General features: G+C 45.3%; 18 protein-coding genes. 8 read left to right on the forward strand and 10 right to left on the reverse strand.

The genetic code is table 11. The features are described from left to right. Positions 1-32 precede the first annotated feature (32 nt). The 3 genes from ATB76_RS10145 (at position 33) to ATB76_RS10155 (ending at position 2,794) form a co-directional block, all read left to right on the forward strand. Positions 33-542, forward strand: coding sequence for a helix-turn-helix domain-containing protein (locus ATB76_RS10145; protein WP_061035111.1), 510 nt, complete (start codon positions 33-35; stop codon positions 540-542). Continuing rightward, positions 539-1,381, forward strand: a complete 843-nt coding sequence (locus ATB76_RS10150; protein ID WP_146067541.1) for an IS3 family transposase — start codon at positions 539-541, stop codon at positions 1,379-1,381. Before ATB76_RS10145 ends, ATB76_RS10150 begins: the two co-directional genes overlap by 4 nt. A 315-nt stretch (positions 1,382-1,696) precedes the next feature. Then, positions 1,697-2,794: a YdcF family protein gene (locus tag ATB76_RS10155; RefSeq protein ID WP_061035112.1), complete on the forward strand. Its 1,098-nt coding sequence runs from the start codon at positions 1,697-1,699 to the stop codon at positions 2,792-2,794. A gap of 53 nt (positions 2,795-2,847) precedes the next feature. On the opposite strand, the gene ATB76_RS10160 is transcribed toward ATB76_RS10155, so the two are convergent. The 3 genes from ATB76_RS10160 to ATB76_RS10170 form a co-directional block, all read right to left on the reverse strand. Beyond that, entirely contained in the window at positions 2,848-3,183 is a 336-nt protein-coding gene (locus ATB76_RS10160; protein ID WP_061035113.1) for a type II toxin-antitoxin system RelE/ParE family toxin, read from the reverse strand. A 13-nt stretch (positions 3,184-3,196) separates the two neighbouring features. Further along, positions 3,197-3,439 (reverse strand): type II toxin-antitoxin system Phd/YefM family antitoxin, encoded by a 243-nt coding sequence (locus ATB76_RS10165; RefSeq protein ID WP_061035114.1) that lies wholly within the window; start codon positions 3,437-3,439, stop codon positions 3,197-3,199. Between the two features lie 264 nt (positions 3,440-3,703). Continuing rightward, positions 3,704-4,126, reverse strand: coding sequence for an organic hydroperoxide resistance protein (locus ATB76_RS10170; RefSeq protein WP_005374640.1), 423 nt, complete (start codon positions 4,124-4,126; stop codon positions 3,704-3,706). Between the two features lie 137 nt (positions 4,127-4,263). On the opposite strand from ATB76_RS10170, the gene ATB76_RS10175 reads away from it, so the two are divergent. From ATB76_RS10175 to ahpF, 3 genes are all read left to right on the forward strand, one after another. Then, complete coding sequence (locus ATB76_RS10175) at positions 4,264-4,722, forward strand: MarR family transcriptional regulator (RefSeq protein WP_061035115.1); 459 nt, start codon at positions 4,264-4,266, stop codon at positions 4,720-4,722. A 305-nt stretch (positions 4,723-5,027) separates the two neighbouring features. Beyond that, positions 5,028-5,585: an alkyl hydroperoxide reductase subunit C gene (gene ahpC / locus ATB76_RS10180; protein WP_005374632.1), complete on the forward strand. Its 558-nt coding sequence runs from the start codon at positions 5,028-5,030 to the stop codon at positions 5,583-5,585. Positions 5,586-5,918: 333 nt separating this feature from the next. Next, positions 5,919-7,487, forward strand: coding sequence for an alkyl hydroperoxide reductase subunit F (ahpF, locus tag ATB76_RS10185; protein WP_005374617.1), 1,569 nt, complete (start codon positions 5,919-5,921; stop codon positions 7,485-7,487). On the opposite strand, the gene ATB76_RS10190 is transcribed toward ahpF, so the two are convergent. Together ATB76_RS10190 and ATB76_RS10195 are read right to left on the reverse strand one after the other, a co-directional pair. Next, positions 7,484-7,723, reverse strand: a complete 240-nt coding sequence (locus tag ATB76_RS10190; RefSeq protein ID WP_240538034.1) for a hypothetical protein — start codon at positions 7,721-7,723, stop codon at positions 7,484-7,486. The genes ahpF and ATB76_RS10190 overlap by 4 nt on opposite strands. Then, complete coding sequence (locus tag ATB76_RS10195) at positions 7,720-9,219, reverse strand: SIR2 family protein (RefSeq protein WP_061035116.1); 1,500 nt, start codon at positions 9,217-9,219, stop codon at positions 7,720-7,722. The genes ATB76_RS10190 and ATB76_RS10195 overlap by 4 nt, the downstream gene beginning before the upstream one ends. 876 nt (positions 9,220-10,095) lie before the next feature. Between ATB76_RS10195 and ATB76_RS10200 the strand changes: the two genes are divergently transcribed. Then, positions 10,096-10,515, forward strand: coding sequence for a VOC family protein (locus tag ATB76_RS10200; protein ID WP_042606325.1), 420 nt, complete (start codon positions 10,096-10,098; stop codon positions 10,513-10,515). A 108-nt stretch (positions 10,516-10,623) separates the two neighbouring features. On the opposite strand, the gene ATB76_RS10205 is transcribed toward ATB76_RS10200, so the two are convergent. From ATB76_RS10205 to ltnD, 5 genes are all read right to left on the reverse strand, one after another. Beyond that, positions 10,624-12,081 (reverse strand): TRAP transporter large permease subunit, encoded by a 1,458-nt coding sequence (locus ATB76_RS10205; RefSeq protein WP_038879817.1) that lies wholly within the window; start codon positions 12,079-12,081, stop codon positions 10,624-10,626. Between the two features lie 113 nt (positions 12,082-12,194). Next, positions 12,195-12,971 (reverse strand): 2-oxo-tetronate isomerase, encoded by a 777-nt coding sequence (otnI, locus tag ATB76_RS10210; RefSeq protein WP_061035117.1) that lies wholly within the window; start codon positions 12,969-12,971, stop codon positions 12,195-12,197. Next, on the reverse strand, positions 12,971-13,618 hold the full coding sequence (locus ATB76_RS10215) for an aldolase (RefSeq protein ID WP_029388722.1): 648 nt from the start codon (positions 13,616-13,618) through the stop codon (positions 12,971-12,973). The genes otnI and ATB76_RS10215 overlap by 1 nt, the downstream gene beginning before the upstream one ends. A gap of 11 nt (positions 13,619-13,629) precedes the next feature. Beyond that, positions 13,630-14,886: a 3-oxo-tetronate kinase gene (gene otnK / locus ATB76_RS10220; RefSeq protein WP_042606328.1), complete on the reverse strand. Its 1,257-nt coding sequence runs from the start codon at positions 14,884-14,886 to the stop codon at positions 13,630-13,632. A gap of 25 nt (positions 14,887-14,911) precedes the next feature. Then, positions 14,912-15,820: an L-threonate dehydrogenase gene (gene ltnD, locus ATB76_RS10225; protein ID WP_061035118.1), complete on the reverse strand. Its 909-nt coding sequence runs from the start codon at positions 15,818-15,820 to the stop codon at positions 14,912-14,914. 276 nt (positions 15,821-16,096) lie between these two features. On the opposite strand from ltnD, the gene ATB76_RS10230 reads away from it, so the two are divergent. After that, complete coding sequence (locus tag ATB76_RS10230; RefSeq protein ID WP_061035119.1) at positions 16,097-16,864, forward strand: DeoR/GlpR family DNA-binding transcription regulator; 768 nt, start codon at positions 16,097-16,099, stop codon at positions 16,862-16,864. The last annotated feature ends 130 nt before the right edge of the window (positions 16,865-16,994 follow it).

Here is a 16,994-nt window from a genome sequence, read left to right on the forward strand (position 1 = left end):
ATAGTTGGACACTAATTATTGGGGGTCTTTTTATGTCCAAATATAGCCGCGAGCTAAAATGTGTCATTGCTAAACAATGCTTAAATGGTACGTCATCTAGTTATTTAGAAAAGCAATATTCAATTTCTTCAAGACAGATACGGTATTGGGCTCAAGTCTTTGCCATCCATGGTGCTAACTCATTTTTATCAACTAAGCATGTTGCTACTGCTCAGGAAAAACGAAAAGCATTGAATTTAATGTGGACGAATGATTGGTCTCTCACGCACACTAGCGCAGTATTAAACCTCTCATCCCCTGGGATACTATCTGTCTGGCTCAAAAGATTTAATGAGCTCGGTATCAAAGGGCTCAAAATGCGCCAGAAAGGAAGACCTCCAATGAAACAGCAATCTCAACGTACCACTAAGCCTGATGATGAAATGACACTTGAGGAGCTAAAGGAGGAGTTGGTCTACTTGCGAACCGAGAATGCCGTTCTAAAAAAGTTGGAAGAGTTGGAGCAGGAAAAAAACCGTCGAACAAAGAAAAAGCGGTCATAGCTCTAACTCTTAAAGGCAAGTACCCTTTGAAGCACTTACTGCACACTCTACAGCTGGCAAAAAGTGTCTTTTATTATCAGGCTCAAACAAGCAAGAGCCCAAATAGCTATGAACGTGAGCTGCGGTTGATAAAGTCAATTTATCATGAACATAAGGGGCGATACGGCTATCGCCGTATTCACTTGGAACTAAAAAATCGGGGGTTCGTGCTTAATCACAAAACGGTTCAAAGGCTTATGGCTCAGCTCAACCTTAAATCGACGGTCAGGATTAAAAAGTATCGTTCATATCGAGGAGAGTCTGGAACAGCAGCTCCTAACGTGTTTGAAAGAGATTTTAGTGCGACTCAACCCGATGAAAAATGGGTAACTGATGTCACGGAGTTCAAAGTCAAAGAGCAGAAAGTCTACTTGTCTCCTGTTGTCGACTTGTTTACTCAGGAGGTGGTTGCTTATAGAGTGGCCAAAAATGCCTGCTTGCCGCTTGTTACGGATATGCTGACGGAAGCTATATCAACGCTTAAACCCAACTCAAAGCCAATTATACATAGCGACCAAGGTTGGCAATATCGTCATCGACAGTATCAGAAAAAGGTAGCGGAGAGTGGGTTAACACAAAGCATGTCGAGAAGAGGTAACTGCTTGGATAATGCTGTTGCAGAAAACTTTTTTGCTTTACTTAAAACAGAGATGTATCACAACCAGAGCTTTGAAGATGCAGATACTCTGATAGAGCAAATTAAAGAATACATCGAGTACTACAATACCAAACGTATAAAGGTGAAGCTAAAAGGCCTGACTCCGATAGAGTATCGAACTCAGGCCTTGAAAGCCGCTTAACAGAAATGTCCAACTTTACGGGGTCACTTCAAGTACGCAGGCTTTTTCATTTCTTACTCTGGTTGCTTAAATCCGTTCTTCAAAGCGCTGTTTATCTTTTAATCCAATTACTTAGAACACGAACCAATAGCTCAATATTTTCGTGATCCTACTTCGCGTTTTGACCACGCGCATTCATTCGCTCGGCTGAGTTGGGATTCATTTCACAGATTATTCATGAAGCGAACCTAGACTGAAAAAATTCCATCGACCCCGTTCGACCTACAACGCTAGGCACAATAAAAACTAGGTACTACAGCACCTCTAGGACATTCCATGAAGAAGAACTTACTTGCCATTGCTCTTGGTAGCGTAATTGCGCTGACTGCTGCCCCATACTCTATCGCGGCTAACGATGCTGCTGTCCAATCTTCCGCCGATTACTCACAGATCGTCACCAAACGTCAGGTTGTCGACCAACTTCTCAACGACGCGGTACAGGCATTCAAATCCCCTGCGCGTATCTCGCATGCGGGTTTTACCGCCAAAATGCCGAGCAACATGGAGATTGTTACCGACCGCTTACTAGAAGCCTACAAACTTGAGCCATACCGTACTGACCTGCTGATTTCTGCGGCAAATGCGCAGATCTACAACAAGAATGCAGACCGCGCGATTGAACTGTTCGAACAAGCCCTTTCTGTTGCGCCAGACGATGTGGATTTGCACGCTTACTTAGCGGTATGGCAACGCTTTGAGGGCAACCAAGCGGAATCAGCGAAACACATGGCGACGCTCACGAAGCTCAATGCAGGTAAAGCCGCAGACATCCAACGCATCTTCGACACCGTAGACCGCGTACTTGCAACGCCACTAAAAGAGAAAGCCGACAAAGGCAAATTGGATGACAAAGGCGCAATCGTCACACTGGGATACGCGCTGAACCCAGATGGTTCAATGCATCAAATCTTGGTTGAGCGTTTGGAAACCACGCTAGCAATGGCGAAAGCAAACCCAGACGCGTTGATCGTGTTGACGGGCGGCGTACCGAAGAACCACAAAACCGAAGGCAAGTTAATGGCGGATTGGCTGATTGAAAAAGGCATCAGCAAAGATCGCATCATTGAAGAAAACTACGCCACCAGCACGGTAGGTAACGCCCTATTCAGCAGCTACGCATTGGCGCGTCATAACATCAAGCACGCAACCATCATAAGCTCAGCGAGCCACGTGCGCCGTGGTCAAACCTTGTTTGAAATCGCAAGCTGGCAAACTGGTCCACAAGGCATCACTTTCGACACCGTAAGCTACCCAGACAAGCCACTGAAAGACTTAGCCAAAGCCAGCGATGGCGAGCTACTTGGTATTTATCGCGATGCACTGCGTACCTACGGCATGTGGAGCTACCGCTCTTATCCGCTAGAGTCACGTTAATACACTAGAGCCAGAAAGCAAAAGAGACCGCGTTAATGCGGTCTCTCATAGAGTCATTTGAACATGATGCAGTGGTCAATCAATGCGTTTTGTAAGTTTTGTTTGTCACTCAGAACCACTAGAGCATAGATAGTATTTTTGTCACCAATTCGGTAAAGCAGCTTGAATCCATCAAAGCTAAATTGCCGGATGTCGTAAACACCGATTGTTGTCAGTTCATAACAAGGGGGATAGATAGACGGGTTATTCAAAACGTTGTGTTCAAACCTCTGCTGAACCGCAATTAATCTATCAATCACATCGTTGCGAGCGCTCCAGTTCGATAAATAGTTAATACTCTGAATAGCCGTATTTTCAAAGGTTTGCGTATAGAGAACTTTTGCTTCCATGCTCGTATCAAACTTAATCTTTGAGTGCTGCTAACATGCTCTTCATATCTTCTGATGACTTTACACGTTCATTCGCAACATCATTTTGAGCAAAGCTAACAAACTTCATTAAAGCAATGGCTTCATCACGCTTCTGACGTTCTTCATAAGACTCAACGACATAAATAGGCTTACCATTTTGCGTAATCGTCATTGGTTCATCCAGTTCAAGCTTCGCAGCATTTTTTTTTAGATAACTTACCGTTTCAGTGCTCATCAAATGACTCCTATCGGCAACCTCGCTGGTGTAACAACAAGCGAATCCAGCCGAGCTATACTGCAGGTTTGACCGAAATATTTGAATCAATAGAAAGTGCTAATCACATTCTATTTTTCGTTTAGATTTTGACCTAATCTTGCCAACTATACCTGTGCATTTCAAACAAACCAAATTAAGTTTAAATTTAGACTCCTACTTCAAATATAGAAAAAGCCTGCGTACTTGCAGGCTTTCTTGTCTTTGTGCAGTGGTTGAAACCGCTTAAATCGCTTCGCCGTTTACCGTTACTGCCACATCAATGTTGCCACGAACTGCGTTTGAATATGGGCAAACTTGGTGTGCAATGCGCGTTAGCTCTAGCGCTTGCTCTTGTGGCATGTCTAGCTCTACCGCTAGGCTCACTGTTAGTGCAAAGCCGCCGTTATCGTTCGGACCAATGCCCACTTCCGCTGTTACGGGTGCACTTTTCAGATTTACTTTACCTTCACGCGCTACGTGCAGAATCGCGTTAGAAAAACACGCTGAATAGCCTGCTGCAAAAAGCTGCTCTGGGTTAGTTGCTGCGCCTGTGCCGCCCATTTCCTTCGGGTATGACAGCTCTAGATCGAGAAGACCGTCATCTGTTTTTACTTGACCATTACGACCAGCCAAAGCGGTAGCTTGAGTTTTGTATAGAGTAGTCATGGGAGTGTCCTTCTTAATTTAAGTTGTGCACAATTTAATTGCTTGCAATCTTATATCGAAGTAAAGATCGTTTGCAACTATATTGTGCACAATTTATTTTATGACTCTCTTCCTCTATGAGCAGGTAGGCAACGCCAATGAGCCAGTGTTACACCGACAACACCATGACCAACGACGACAAACTCTTACTCGAAAACCAAGTTTGCTTCCCGCTCTACAGTGCTGCAAACGCAGTGATCCGAGCTTACCGCCCGTTGTTGGACGAGCTTGATCTGACTTATTCGCAGTACCTAGTGATGATGGTGCTGTGGGAGAAAGATGGTGCTAGCGTGAAAGAGTTGGGGTCTCAACTGCATTTGGACTCAGGCACACTCACGCCGCTGCTTAAACGCTTAGAAGCAAAAGGCTATGTAGAGCGCGGCCGAAGTGAAACCGATGAACGCGTTCGCGTACTCAATCTAACCGAGCAAGGTCGTGATCTTAAAGAACAAGCCAAGTCAGTGCCAAACGCCATGATGTGCAAAATCACCTTAGAGCTAGATGAAATGATCATGCTGAAGAAGCTGTGTGGCAAAGTGCTCGACAATCTGAGCTAACAAAATAGAAGCATTCGCTTCACCACTTCCTATTAGAAAGAGCCTGCCGAGATGCAGGCTCTTTCGATCTTAGCTAGACGATCTACTCAAAGTAATCATCGATATTCTCTATTACTAATCTGCGTTCATCTTCAATAAAACCTATCAAAGCAAACTCACTTACATCGGATTTCCCTATCAAGTGAAATAGGAAATGGCTATCAATAGGATAGTTACAAGCGATTTTCCTTAAACACACTCCGATGAGAATATACTTTCCGAAAGCAACAACAGCTCAGCTTAAAACATTCAAAGGAAAGTAAATTATGATTAATACTCAAATCAAACCATTTGCAGCTACAGCGTACAAAAACGGCGAATTCGTTGAAGTAACAGAACAAGACGTTCTAGGTAAATGGGCAGTATTCTTCTTCTACCCAGCAGACTTTACGTTTGTATGTCCAACAGAACTGGGCGACCTAGCAGACCACTACGAAGAGCTACAAAAACGTGGCGTAGAAGTTTACTCAGTATCAACTGACACACACTTCACTCACAAAGCATGGCACGACAGCTCAGACACAATCGGTAAGATTCAGTACTACATGCTTGGCGACCAAACAGGCAACATCACAAACAACTTCGGTGTGATGCGTGAAGGTCAAGGTCTTGCAGACCGTGCAACGTTCCTAATCGACCCAGAAGGTACTATCCAAGCAATGGAAATCACTGCTGAAGGTATCGGTCGTGACGCAGAAGACCTACTACGCAAAGTGAAAGCAGCTCAATACGTAGCAGCGCACCCAGGCGAAGTTTGCCCAGCTAAATGGAAAGAAGGTGAAGAGACACTAGCTCCATCACTAGACCTAGTTGGCAAAATCTAAGCCACTGAAATTTAAGTTCTAATCAGTTCCGATTTCCTTTTTCTGATTAGAACTGAATTAGAGAGCACTTCAGGTTAGATACCTTGACGACCTTCTGCCTGATTTGCTCTCTCCCCTTCAGGTTTTATCTACAGTAACCACTTTTTATTACCTATCTGAATAAGTAGGTGTGCAGTAATTGCGTAGAAAAAATCGTTTAGAACCAGGCATAGATTTTCGATAGCTAGTTCCCCTAACTACAAAATCTATAACGCAGTTATCAACGATTTTGGCTAGCAAGAATGAACAAATACTTGTTTGGCTGGTAACTATTTAATTAAGGTAGTAACAACTATGTTAGACCAAGCGATCCAACAACAACTCAAACAATATCTGGCTAATGTAAAAGAAGAAGTTCGTTTAGTGGTTAGTCTAGATGAAAGCAAAGCATCGAATGACATTTTGTCTCTAGCGAACCAAATCGCAGAGATGAGCGACCTAATCACCGTTGAACGTGACGACAACGCAAGCGCACGTAAACCAGTGATGGCAGTAACTAACCCAGCAAAAGGCACAGCACTACGCTTTGCAGGCTTGCCAATGGGTCACGAATTTACCTCTCTAGTATTGGCACTGCTTCATTCTGGCGGTCACCCAATCAAACTAGAACCAGAAGTGATTGAGCAAATCGCAGCACTAGACAAAGATCTAGACGTAGAAATCTTCATTTCACTGTCGTGTCAAAACTGTCCGGACGTGGTTCAAGCGTTCAACATGATGGCGGCGATCAACCCGAAAGTAAAAGCAACTATGATCGACGGTGGTTTGTTCCAAGATGAAGTGAAACAACGCGACATCATGGCCGTACCAAGCGTATTCGTGAACGGTGAGCTATTCGGTCAAGGCCGTATGTCTCTGACTGAAATCCTAAACAAAGTGGATGATGGCGCGAGCGAGAAAGCCGCGAAAGCACTAAGCGAAAAAGACCCATATGACGTACTTGTTGTCGGCGGTGGTCCTGGTGGTAGCGCAGCTGCTCTGTACGCCGCTCGTAAAGGTATTCGTACTGGCGTTGTTGCTAAGCGTTTTGGTGGTCAGGTCATGGACACCATGGCAATCGAGAACTTCATTTCGGTAAAACGTACTGAAGGTCCAAAACTGGCGACTGATCTTGCAGAACACCTAAAAGAATACGACGTAGATGTCGTGACTGAGCAACAAGCTGAGAAGCTAATGGGCGCAGCACACACAGAAGATGGTTTGATTCACATCCAACTTGAAAGCGGCGCAACGCTGAAGAGTAAGAGTGTCATCCTAAGCCCTGGTGCCCGCTGGCGTGAAATGAACGTTCCGGGTGAGCAAGAGTACCGCAACAAAGGGGTCGCGTACTGCCCACACTGTGACGGTCCACTGTTCAAAGGCAAGAAAACCGCAGTTATCGGTGGTGGTAACTCTGGCATCGAAGCTGCTATCGACCTTGCTGGCATCGTAGAACACGTAACGGTTCTTGAATTCGCAGACGTACTTCGCGCAGACCAAGTGCTTATCGACAAAGCGAACTCACTACCAAACGTAGACATCATCACGATGGCGCAAACAACAGAAGTAGTAGGCGACGGTACTCGCGTAACAAGCTTGAAGTACAAAGACCGCAATACAGATGAAATCAAAGAGATTGAACTGTCAGGTATCTTTGTTCAAATCGGTCTAGTACCAAACACAGAATGGCTAAAAGATTCAGAAGTAGCCCTATCTGAGCGCGGCGAAATTGAAGTCGGTAGCCGTGGCGATACTAGCCTAGAAGGTGTGTTCGCAGCTGGTGACGCAACAACCGTTCCTTACAAACAGATCATCATCGCGATGGGTGAAGGTGCAAAAGCAAGCTTAGGCGCATTTGACTACCTAATCCGTAAGCAAGGTTAATCTCCAATTTCTTGAGCACAAAGCGCACGGTGCTGTGTTTTCTTCCCCGGAAAACCAATCGGGGCACCGTGACAGCGATGAGTAACAAGAAATAAAATCAAAAAACCTAGAAGCCCAAAGACTTTGCCAGCAGGTATTAACTGCTGGCTTTTTTGGTTTTTGGGGGGAGGAGGAGGGGGAGCAAAAATACTAATTAAGTACCACTTTGTAGAAATACTTCTATTTTGTCTATTCACTCTGCTCCATACTTTTTAAAGTCATATGCACATAACAGGCGTCTGTAATGTGTATCCTTTTTATCTGTCATTTCAAGTAAGAAGCTTTCAACATCATCAAAGTGCAAATGGTCATTCCATACAGACCAAATGATGGCGTTTACTTTATTTGCTTGAGATACTTGCTCATCATCCATAATGTCTTGGATGCAAGCATGAGTAGACTCTACACTACAATTTAATGTACCAAGGTATGTTTCTAACTTCCCGACTTGTTGAACTTTTAGCACTTCAGCCTTATCAATCTCTGGGCAAATTCTATGAAAACCAAAGATCGGAAACCACTGAGAAGATGCAATCTTAATCTCGTTAATTAACTGTAATAGTTGATTATTGGCTTCATCAATAATACTGAAATAGTTACTCATCATGCCAGATGAATCTTGGTGCGTGTAAGTAATCGACTTACTAGAACCGATAGCTAAGATTTTGTCGTTATTGTTGAGTGAATCCAGATCTTCGGTGATGCTGACTTTGATACTGCCACCCGAGTATATCTCTTTAACAATGCCTTGAACTTTTCGGATATCCATCGCTGAAACCGGCAAGTTTAAGTCAGATAGTGATTTATAAATCTCTATAAAATCATCTGTTTTGACTTTATTAATTCGAATTGTTGAGAAACCCTCAAGGTCGATATCATGTTCGCAAATTTCATGTGAGCTGGAACCCTGCTCATACTCAACTAGTAAAAAGTTGTTTCTTATTCGCTCAGCGTCCTCAGAATTAGGCTCAACATAAGTAAAAATAGTCTTTAGTAGACTCTTTATGTTTTCATCGCCAATACCGTAGCCCATAAATATAATCGGGTTGTGGATAAAAATAGAGAGTAATTGAGCACGGATCAGCTCATACTTATCGTTGAATTTACTGTAGTCATCTTCAGTAATGATGACTTTAGCGGCATCTGTGTGACACCCATGAATCTTATAAACTGACCCGTACGGATTACTTAGTAAGATATCGTTACCAACTAACGGTTGAAAGTCGAAAACATCTTCCACGAGCCTGTCATAGTTAGTTGTTATTACTGACCCAATATTTTTACGGATCTTCTTTAGTTCAGCGATCTCTTCAGTCATTGCTTCGCGGTAATCCAGCTCACTTAACAGTTGTGAGATATAGATTTTAAAGCGGCTTAAGTTGTTCTCTTTCTCCATCTCCTCATAGAAGATGTCATTAACAACTTTGAATCTGCCGTTACGATCCTCGCTTAAAGACCGATTGAACGCATCTTCCAGTTTTGTTGCAACCTTTGTGAAATCATACTTACCATCAACTTGGCATTGCGATTTTATATCTAGATAAAACTCAGCATTACCAGTTAGCTCCGTAGCGATCTTTTTGAGTAAGCCATCCCATGTATATGAGTTGTTTAAGTATCGAAGGCTAACGCCAGCACCGATGAATAAAACCGGATGATTTCGATATTGACTTATGAATTCACGTATATCCACGTTACCCTCTGAAATATAGATAGAACTAGCAGTAGATTAATACTTAATAACATAGATGCATAGCACTTATTGGAATATAGGTTGGAGCTAATATGTGGATGAGATGACCACATCAATTCAAACTCAACTTCAAAATCCCCCCTTGTATCAAACTCCGAAGCTCTCAACACAACGAGTTCAAAGGGGAGGAATGGGTCCTGTATTCGCGGATAATTCAATTCACACTGTCAGCATCACAACGCGCTGAAAATAGATTCTGAATACTCGCTTAGGCTCCTTCAGAATGACGATTGGAGAACAATGAACTCACCGCAATAAAGAGCAGCCCTCCCCCTTGATAACCACATCCAAAAGCTTGGCAAACCATGTCGAGAAAAGGGGGGAGTTGGAGGGGGTTGCAAGCACGTAGCCCAACACTCGGCTTCAAACCACCAACCCCACCTAACCTCCCCTTGTATCAAACTCCGAAGCTCTCAAAGCAACGAGCTCAAAGGGGAGGAACTGGGTCTGAACTCGCGGATAATTCAATTCACACGGTTAACATCACGACGCGCTGGAAGTAGATTCTGAATACTCGCTTAGGCTCCTTCAGAATGACGTTGTGAAAGCCTGAGTTCACAGCAGCAAAAAATGCCCTCCCCCTTGATAGCCGCATTCAAATGCTTGGCAAACCAAGTCGAGAAAAGGGGGAGTTGGAGGGGGTTGCAAGCACATAACCCAGCATTCAGCATCAAAGCACCAACCCCACCTAACCTCCCCTTCTATAAAGCTTCAAGAAGCTCATATAAAAAATTCCAAAAAATCCCTTTACCTAAACTTAACCTGAGGTTTTAGCATGTTCATCGTTGGCTAGAAAATGACAAAAAGGAGCACACCATGATCCAGCTAGAACACGTGAACTTAGTGGTAAAAGACATCCCTGAAATGCTGAAGTTTTACCAAGCGGCCTTTCCGCATTGGTATGTGCGTGATGAGGGGGAAGGAACATGGAGCGGCAAACACAGAAACTGGCTGCACTTTGGCGATGAGTACCAATACATTGCGTTGAGTGACCACGGCGAAGGCAACAATCGCGATTTAGATGGTCATCAAGTTGGGTTGGCGCATTTCGCTTATGTGACCAACAACGTTGACGCTGTGATGAAAAGACTGGTTGAAGCGGGCTACCCAATCGCCCAATCCGGCGCGGATGAGCCATACCGAAAGAACGTCTATTTTGTTGACCCTGCCGGTTTTGAAATCGAGTTTGTAGAATACCTGACGGATGACCCAAAATTGCGTAACTCGACGAATTAAGAGCTTAACCTTTATCTCTCTTTTATCAAGAAAGAGCAGCGTCTTAGATACCCAAAAGCCCCTAACTTTTCAGCTAGGGGCTTTGAACATTTTACCTTGAGCGAGTGATTAGCTAGCGGCTAATTCAGGCTTCGCTGCCTTATTGCTTTTTGACTTCATCCAAACGATGACGGCCGCAAGCACTAAGATTGGTACCAGTGGGTCAATGAGCGTGCCACCCTTACCAAAGACTAGGTTTAGCGCCATGATGATCGATGCACCAATCGCCCACGCCACTGTTGACGATACTGACCAGATTTTAATTTGGTCTGCCAACTCTGTAATACCTAGGGTACGGTTGATGATGTGGAAGTAAGAGTCATTAAGGTGTGAGAAACCAACCGGGCCAACCGCACACGCCAATGCCACGAATACAGGATCCAGACCTAATGTTTCGACTAGAGGTAACGTCATTGTCGCAGCAACCATCATCGATGCTGTAGCCGAGCCTTGAATCAATCGAAGCATAGACGCGATAGCCAATGGCACAAGTAGTGGTGGGATACCGCTGCTAGCGATAGCTTCTGCCACTTGTGGACCAGCGCCAGACGCTTTAAGTACGGCGCCCATTGCGCCACCACAGCCCGTTACCACTAAGATAAGACCTGTTGTTGATAGCGCATCATCCATCGAGCCAACCATGTCTTTACGTTCGATATTGCGAGTAAGACCGTACAACGCCATTAATACACCAAGGCCTACAGCAACAACTGGGTTACCAAGCAGCGACAGCGCTGCATGAAGGAATGTGTCTCCTGAACCAACTAAAGTGTTGATAAGGATAAGTGCAATCGGAACAAGAATTGGACCAAAAGAAAGGAAGTTACTTGGCAGCTCTTTGTCGTCCGTTGCTTCTACTTTTTCTAAGTTTGCCCAATCCGCTTGGTTAGTGATCCAACCATCACCATTTGGTACGCGGTAGTATTCATTACCCACACGGCGGATGTAAATCATCGATAGCAGCATCATAGGTACAGACACCATTAGCCCCCACAGCATGTACTCACCTAGGTCGACACCAAGAATACCGGCTACCGCAACAGGGCCCGGTGTTGGCGGCACAAGTGCGTGAGTGATAAGCAGACCAAGTGCGAGCGTCACACCAAGACCAACGGCAGATTTACCCGTATCTCGTGAAATTGCGCGAACAAGAGAGTGCAAAATGATGTACGCAGAGTCACAAAAAACTGGAATTGCCACCAGCACACCAGTGAACCCAAGTGCTAGATCTTCACGGCCTTTACCACAGATCTTAACGAAGGTTTTCGCCATACGAACCGCCGCACCAGAGCGCTCAAAACACGCACCCATGATGACACCGAAGGCAATGATCAAACCGATACCGCCTAGCACGCCGCCGAAGCCTGCTTTAATTGCATCAATGAGCTCTGTTGGCGCCATGCCTGCAAATAGACCCATGATGATGCTCGCAATAACCATTGCCAATGCGACTGGAATACGTGTTTTTATGATCATTCCCATCATGGCAAGAATACCGATGACAATGCCGATTAATGCTCCATCCATTTTTATGTTCCTTTTGTTTCTGACTCTGTAGGGTGCGTGCAGCTAGGCGATGAGCTCTCATCACCTAGTACACGTTGTTGCGCAAGCAACTGAAATTGTTATAAGTATTTTTATTAGAGGTAAGGGTGAACCCAACCAAGACCTTCTTCTGTGCTGTGTCTTGGATTGTATTCGCAGCCGATCCAGCCTTGATAACCTGAGTCATCCAACACGTTGAACAGGTGTGGGTAGTTCAACTCACCTTCTGACGGTTCGTGTCTTTCAGGCACTGAGGCGATTTGAATGTGGCCGGTGTAAGGAGCGACTTCACGGATTAATGTGCTTAAGTCGCCATCCATAATTTGAGCGTGGTAAAGGTCGAGTTGCAGTTTGACGTTTGGACGATCCACTTGCTTAATCAGCTCGACCGCTTCGCGTTGATGGGCGACAAAGTAGTTCGGCACGTCGCGATTGTTGAGTGGCTCAATCATCAGCTCAACACCTTGCTCGGCAAACTTATCCGCTGCATAACGAATGTTTGAGATGAAGGTTTCAATATGCTGATCACGAGTGAAGCGTGAATCAACAATGCCAGACATAGCATGAACCTTTTTACACTTCAGTGCCTTGGCGTACATCAGTGCAGTCTCAACGCTCGCCTTAAACTCATCCTCACGGCCCGGAATCGCGGCGAAGCCACGTTCGCCAGCATCCCAATCACCCGGAGGCATATTGAAAAGCGCTTGTTCAAATCCGAACTGTTCCATCTTGTTGGCCAGCTCTTGCGCCTCGAATGCGTATGGGAAGAGGTACTCTACCGCTTTGAATCCCGCTTTATGCGCTTTCTCAAAACGCTCTAAAAACGGCACTTCTGTGAATAACATGGTTAGGTTTGCTGCGAACTTAGCCATTATTTACCTCTCCCTTTTAGGTCTTGAACCTCGGCATCCGTTAGGTAACGAATGTTGCTGTCTTTAAGAATGAACGCCAATTTTGCGGTTTCTTCCAGCTCTTCAGCGTTGTCTACTGCATCTTCAAAGTCTGTGCCTGTAATGACCGGACCATGGTTAGCCAGTAAGAAAGCGCGATAGTCACCAGCACGTTGTGCGAGTTCTTCTGCGATTTGTGGATCCCCCGGACGCAGGTAAGGGATCACTGGTAGCTCACCAATACGCATCACAAAGTAAGGTGTGAATGCTTTGATGGCATTGGCGCGGTCTAACTCTTCAAGGCAAGACAACGCCGTTAGGTACGTTGAATGCAAGTGCACGATGGCATTGCATTGCGAATTATTGCGGTAAATGGCTAAGTGAAATGCCACTTCTTTCGACGGTTTTTTACCCGAAATATGGTTGCCATCGATATCCACCACAGACAGCTCCTCTGCCACCAAGCGCCCAAACGAGGAACCCGTCGGCGTTGCCAAAAAATGGCCATTCGGTAATTTCACAGACAAGTTACCAGCACCGCCCGTCGCGTAGCCGCGCTCAAACATAGAGCGAGCCATGGTCACCATTTGATCTCGCAGTTGCTGCTCTGTCATTAAGTCTTTATTCATCACAACTCCTGTTATTCAAAAAGCGACTGAGCTTTGGCAAAGAAATGCTCATCACCAAAGTTGCCAGATTTCAGTGCCAGTGAAAGTTCGCCATCAACGGATTTCACCCAAGGCACGCCCGGCGCAATTTGAGGGCCGATATGGAACCCTGTTACCGCGAGGCTTTGCGTAACAACGCCAGATGTTTCACCACCAGCAACGATGAAGTTCTTCACACCGTGTTGCTGCAGTTTGATAGCCAATTTACTGAAGAATTGCTCTACGGCATGGCTTGAGGCTTGTGCGCCAAACTCTTCTTGAATAGCTTTTAGAGCCGTTGCCTCTGCGGTTGCGTAAACTAGCGGAGCAAATTCACTGTCGATATTGGTCATCACCCAATCAAACACGTGATTTGAGTACGCTTCATCGGTAAGGCAGGCTTTCACATCAATCGCGAAGTGCGGTGCTTGTTGTTTGTAAACGGCGACTTGTTGATTGGTCATCACAGAGCATGAGCCAGAGAACACCACCGTCGGCGCCGTGGTTGGGTTGCCCGCTTTCTTAGCATCACTTTGATCGGCCAGATGTTCTGCCCAGTTCTTAGCAATCCCCGCCGCTAGACCAGAACCACCGGTAACCAGCTTAAGAGATTTCGCTGCCTGACCGAGCGTCACTAGATGATCGGCATTGAATGCATCAACAACGGCATAACGAACACCTTGTTGTTTAAGGGATTCAAATCGCTCAGACACCGCTTGGGAGCCTTGCTCAATCACTTGGAAGTTCACCAAACCAGATGAGCCTTGTGACTGCGCATCCATCATGCGAATCAAGCTAGAATCTGTCATTGGCGTCACTGGGTGGTTACGCATACCAGAATCACTGAGCAGGTCTTGGAAAACAAACAGGTGACCGTTGTAAACCGTGCGGCCATTAACCGGTAATGCAGGGCAAACAATGGTGAAATCTTCATTTAACTCGGCAAGCAACGCATCAGTAACAGGGCCAATATTACCTTCAGCTGTGCTGTCGAAGGTTGAACAGTATTTGAAATAGAACTGCTGACAGCCATTGTCTTGCAGCCATTTCAACGCAGCCACCGATTCGTTGATTGCTTCATCGACAGGGCAAGAGCGAGACTTAAGACTGATCACAACCGCGTCGGCATTGATATCAACCTGTTGCTTCGGAATGCCGTTGAGCTGCACGGTGCGCATGCCATTTTCTACAAGGAATCCGGCAATATCAGTCGCGCCAGTAAAGTCGTCTGCAATAACACCTAATAACATAATTACTTCTCCACTTTACTTGCGCTTATTTGTCTTTGCTTTCCACACCAGGAAGCTCAATGCCGTTAAAGATTTTGATAACGGCACTATCGTCTTCCTGACCAAAACCAGCATTGCTTGCGCTTACAAACATGTTTAGAGCGGCACTGGAAAGTGGTAGAGGGAATTTCAGATCTTTCGCGGTATCTGACACAAGGTTTAGGTCTTTAACGAAGATATCGACCATTGATTTCGGCGAGTAGTCACCGTCGACGACATGCTTCATGCGGTTCTCAAACATCCAAGAATTACCCGCGGCATTGGTCACCACGTCGTACATCAAATCCAATGGAATGTTTGCACGAGCGGCAAGCGCCATCGCTTCTGCACCTGCTGCAATGTGAACACCCGCAAGCAGTTGGTGAATGATTTTCACTGTCGCACCAAGGCCTACAGCTTCACCAATGTTGTATACCTTGGCAGCTGTTGCGCTCAATACAGGCTCCAGCGCATCAAAGGTGCTTTGTGCACCCGACGCCATAATAGTCATCTCGCCAGCTTCTGCTTTTGCTGCGCCGCCAGATACCGGAGCATCAAGCATCACAAGGTCGTGCTCAGCCAATTTGGCTTCAATTTGCTTGGCGTCTTCTGCCGAGATAGTTGCTGATACCATGACAGGCGTATTGGGCTTGAGCGCAGCCGCAAGGCCTGTTTTGAACAATACGGTGTTAACTTGCGCCGCATTCACAACCAAAACCAACACAAAATCAAGTTGATCGGCAAACTCGACTGCATTGGTAGAAACGGCTTTCGCGCCAAATGCACCCAGCTCTTCTAAAGCATTAGGATTCAGGTCAAAACCATATACATCAAGGCCTGCACGCACACATGACTTCGCCGCGCCCATTCCCATAGAGCCTAAACCGATAACACCGACAGATTGAACTTCGCTCATAACAACAACACCTTCTTGGTAAATTGAATTTTGTTAATTCTTGTTTAGTTGGTGTGATTATATGTGAAGCACAAACCCAAGACTTCGCTTTGAATCACATTTTTTCACACAAATTAACAACACTGTGATATTTACCCCTTTATGGGCAGAGATAACCTGATCAGTTAACACAAGGGAGGGCAAGGCTTATTAGGTTGAGAACATATATTCACAGATATTCACAAAAAGCGAAAAGGTTGGTAGGATACTGAAAAACAAGAATATAGAAGTGAAATCATGATCCCAGCAGAACGTCAAAGAACCATCTTGTCCCTGTTATCACACCAAGAAGTGTTAAGCATTTCAGATTTAACCGACCACCTTGGCGTATCACATATGACCATTCGCCGTGACATCGTGAAACTGGAATCCTCAGGTAAAGTCGTTTCTGTTTCTGGTGGAGTGCAACTGGCTCAGGCTTTACATTCTGAGCTTTCCCATGACGCTAAAGTCGAGCAACAAGCGGATGAGAAGGTTCAAATCGGCAAACTTGCAGCCACGTTAATTGGCAAAGACGCTACGATTTACTTGGATGCGGGAACTACTTCTCTAGAGATCGCCCATCAAATAGCGGATCGTGACGATCTATTAGTGATCACCAATGACTTTTCTATCGCCGCTTTCCTAATGACGCACAGTCAATGTGAGCTTTACCATACAGGGGGCAAAATTGATCGGGAGAACCAATCCACAGTTGGTGGAAAAGTCGCAGAGTTCTTGAACGGATTGAACATTGATATTGCCTTTATCTCGACGTCTTCTTGGAGCTTAAAAGGCTTATCTACGCCAAACGAAAACAAAGTCCTTGTGAAAAAGGCCATCGTCAAAGCGGCACAAACCAACTACCTTGTTTCTGACTCCACCAAATACGGCCAAATTGCCAGCTTTCATGCATTAAATATCGAGCAATTAGACGGCATCATTACCGATTTCAATCTGTCTGACGTAGTAACACAAGAGCTGATAGACAAAGGCTTAAGTATTATCAAAGAAGCGCATCAGTAAGCCTTAAATACAAGAAATGATAGGGCCTATCAGATTTAGGTAGGCTCCATCGACCTACCCAACACACACCATAAACCATGCTCAATTAGAGCTCATCCACAGTTCATTTCATAAGTCGTTACACAACTCG

This window comes from Vibrio sp. MOR3 (assembly GCF_001557775.1).
In the GTDB taxonomy this organism is placed as follows: domain Bacteria; phylum Pseudomonadota; class Gammaproteobacteria; order Enterobacterales; family Vibrionaceae; genus Vibrio; species Vibrio jasicida.

What these genes read in the sequence shown, in the direction of transcription:
- ATB76_RS10145 (WP_061035111.1), top strand. Translation starts at nt 33, where the DNA reads ATGTCCAAATATAGCCGCGAGCTAAAATGTGTCATTGCTAAACAATGC.
- ATB76_RS10155 (WP_061035112.1), top strand. Translation starts at nt 1,697, where the DNA reads ATGAAGAAGAACTTACTTGCCATTGCTCTTGGTAGCGTAATTGCGCTG.
- ATB76_RS10160 (WP_061035113.1), bottom strand. Translation starts at nt 3,183, where the DNA reads ATGGAAGCAAAAGTTCTCTATACGCAAACCTTTGAAAATACGGCTATT.
- ATB76_RS10165 (WP_061035114.1), bottom strand. Translation starts at nt 3,439, where the DNA reads ATGAGCACTGAAACGGTAAGTTATCTAAAAAAAAATGCTGCGAAGCTT.
- ATB76_RS10170 (WP_005374640.1), bottom strand. Translation starts at nt 4,126, where the DNA reads ATGACTACTCTATACAAAACTCAAGCTACCGCTTTGGCTGGTCGTAAT.
- ATB76_RS10175 (WP_061035115.1), top strand. Translation starts at nt 4,264, where the DNA reads ATGAGCCAGTGTTACACCGACAACACCATGACCAACGACGACAAACTC.
- ahpC (WP_005374632.1), top strand. Translation starts at nt 5,028, where the DNA reads ATGATTAATACTCAAATCAAACCATTTGCAGCTACAGCGTACAAAAAC.
- ahpF (WP_005374617.1), top strand. Translation starts at nt 5,919, where the DNA reads ATGTTAGACCAAGCGATCCAACAACAACTCAAACAATATCTGGCTAAT.
- ATB76_RS10200 (WP_042606325.1), top strand. Translation starts at nt 10,096, where the DNA reads ATGATCCAGCTAGAACACGTGAACTTAGTGGTAAAAGACATCCCTGAA.
- ATB76_RS10205 (WP_038879817.1), bottom strand. Translation starts at nt 12,081, where the DNA reads ATGGATGGAGCATTAATCGGCATTGTCATCGGTATTCTTGCCATGATG.
- otnI (WP_061035117.1), bottom strand. Translation starts at nt 12,971, where the DNA reads ATGGCTAAGTTCGCAGCAAACCTAACCATGTTATTCACAGAAGTGCCG.
- ATB76_RS10215 (WP_029388722.1), bottom strand. Translation starts at nt 13,618, where the DNA reads ATGAATAAAGACTTAATGACAGAGCAGCAACTGCGAGATCAAATGGTG.
- otnK (WP_042606328.1), bottom strand. Translation starts at nt 14,886, where the DNA reads ATGTTATTAGGTGTTATTGCAGACGACTTTACTGGCGCGACTGATATT.
- ltnD (WP_061035118.1), bottom strand. Translation starts at nt 15,820, where the DNA reads ATGAGCGAAGTTCAATCTGTCGGTGTTATCGGTTTAGGCTCTATGGGA.
- ATB76_RS10230 (WP_061035119.1), top strand. Translation starts at nt 16,097, where the DNA reads ATGATCCCAGCAGAACGTCAAAGAACCATCTTGTCCCTGTTATCACAC.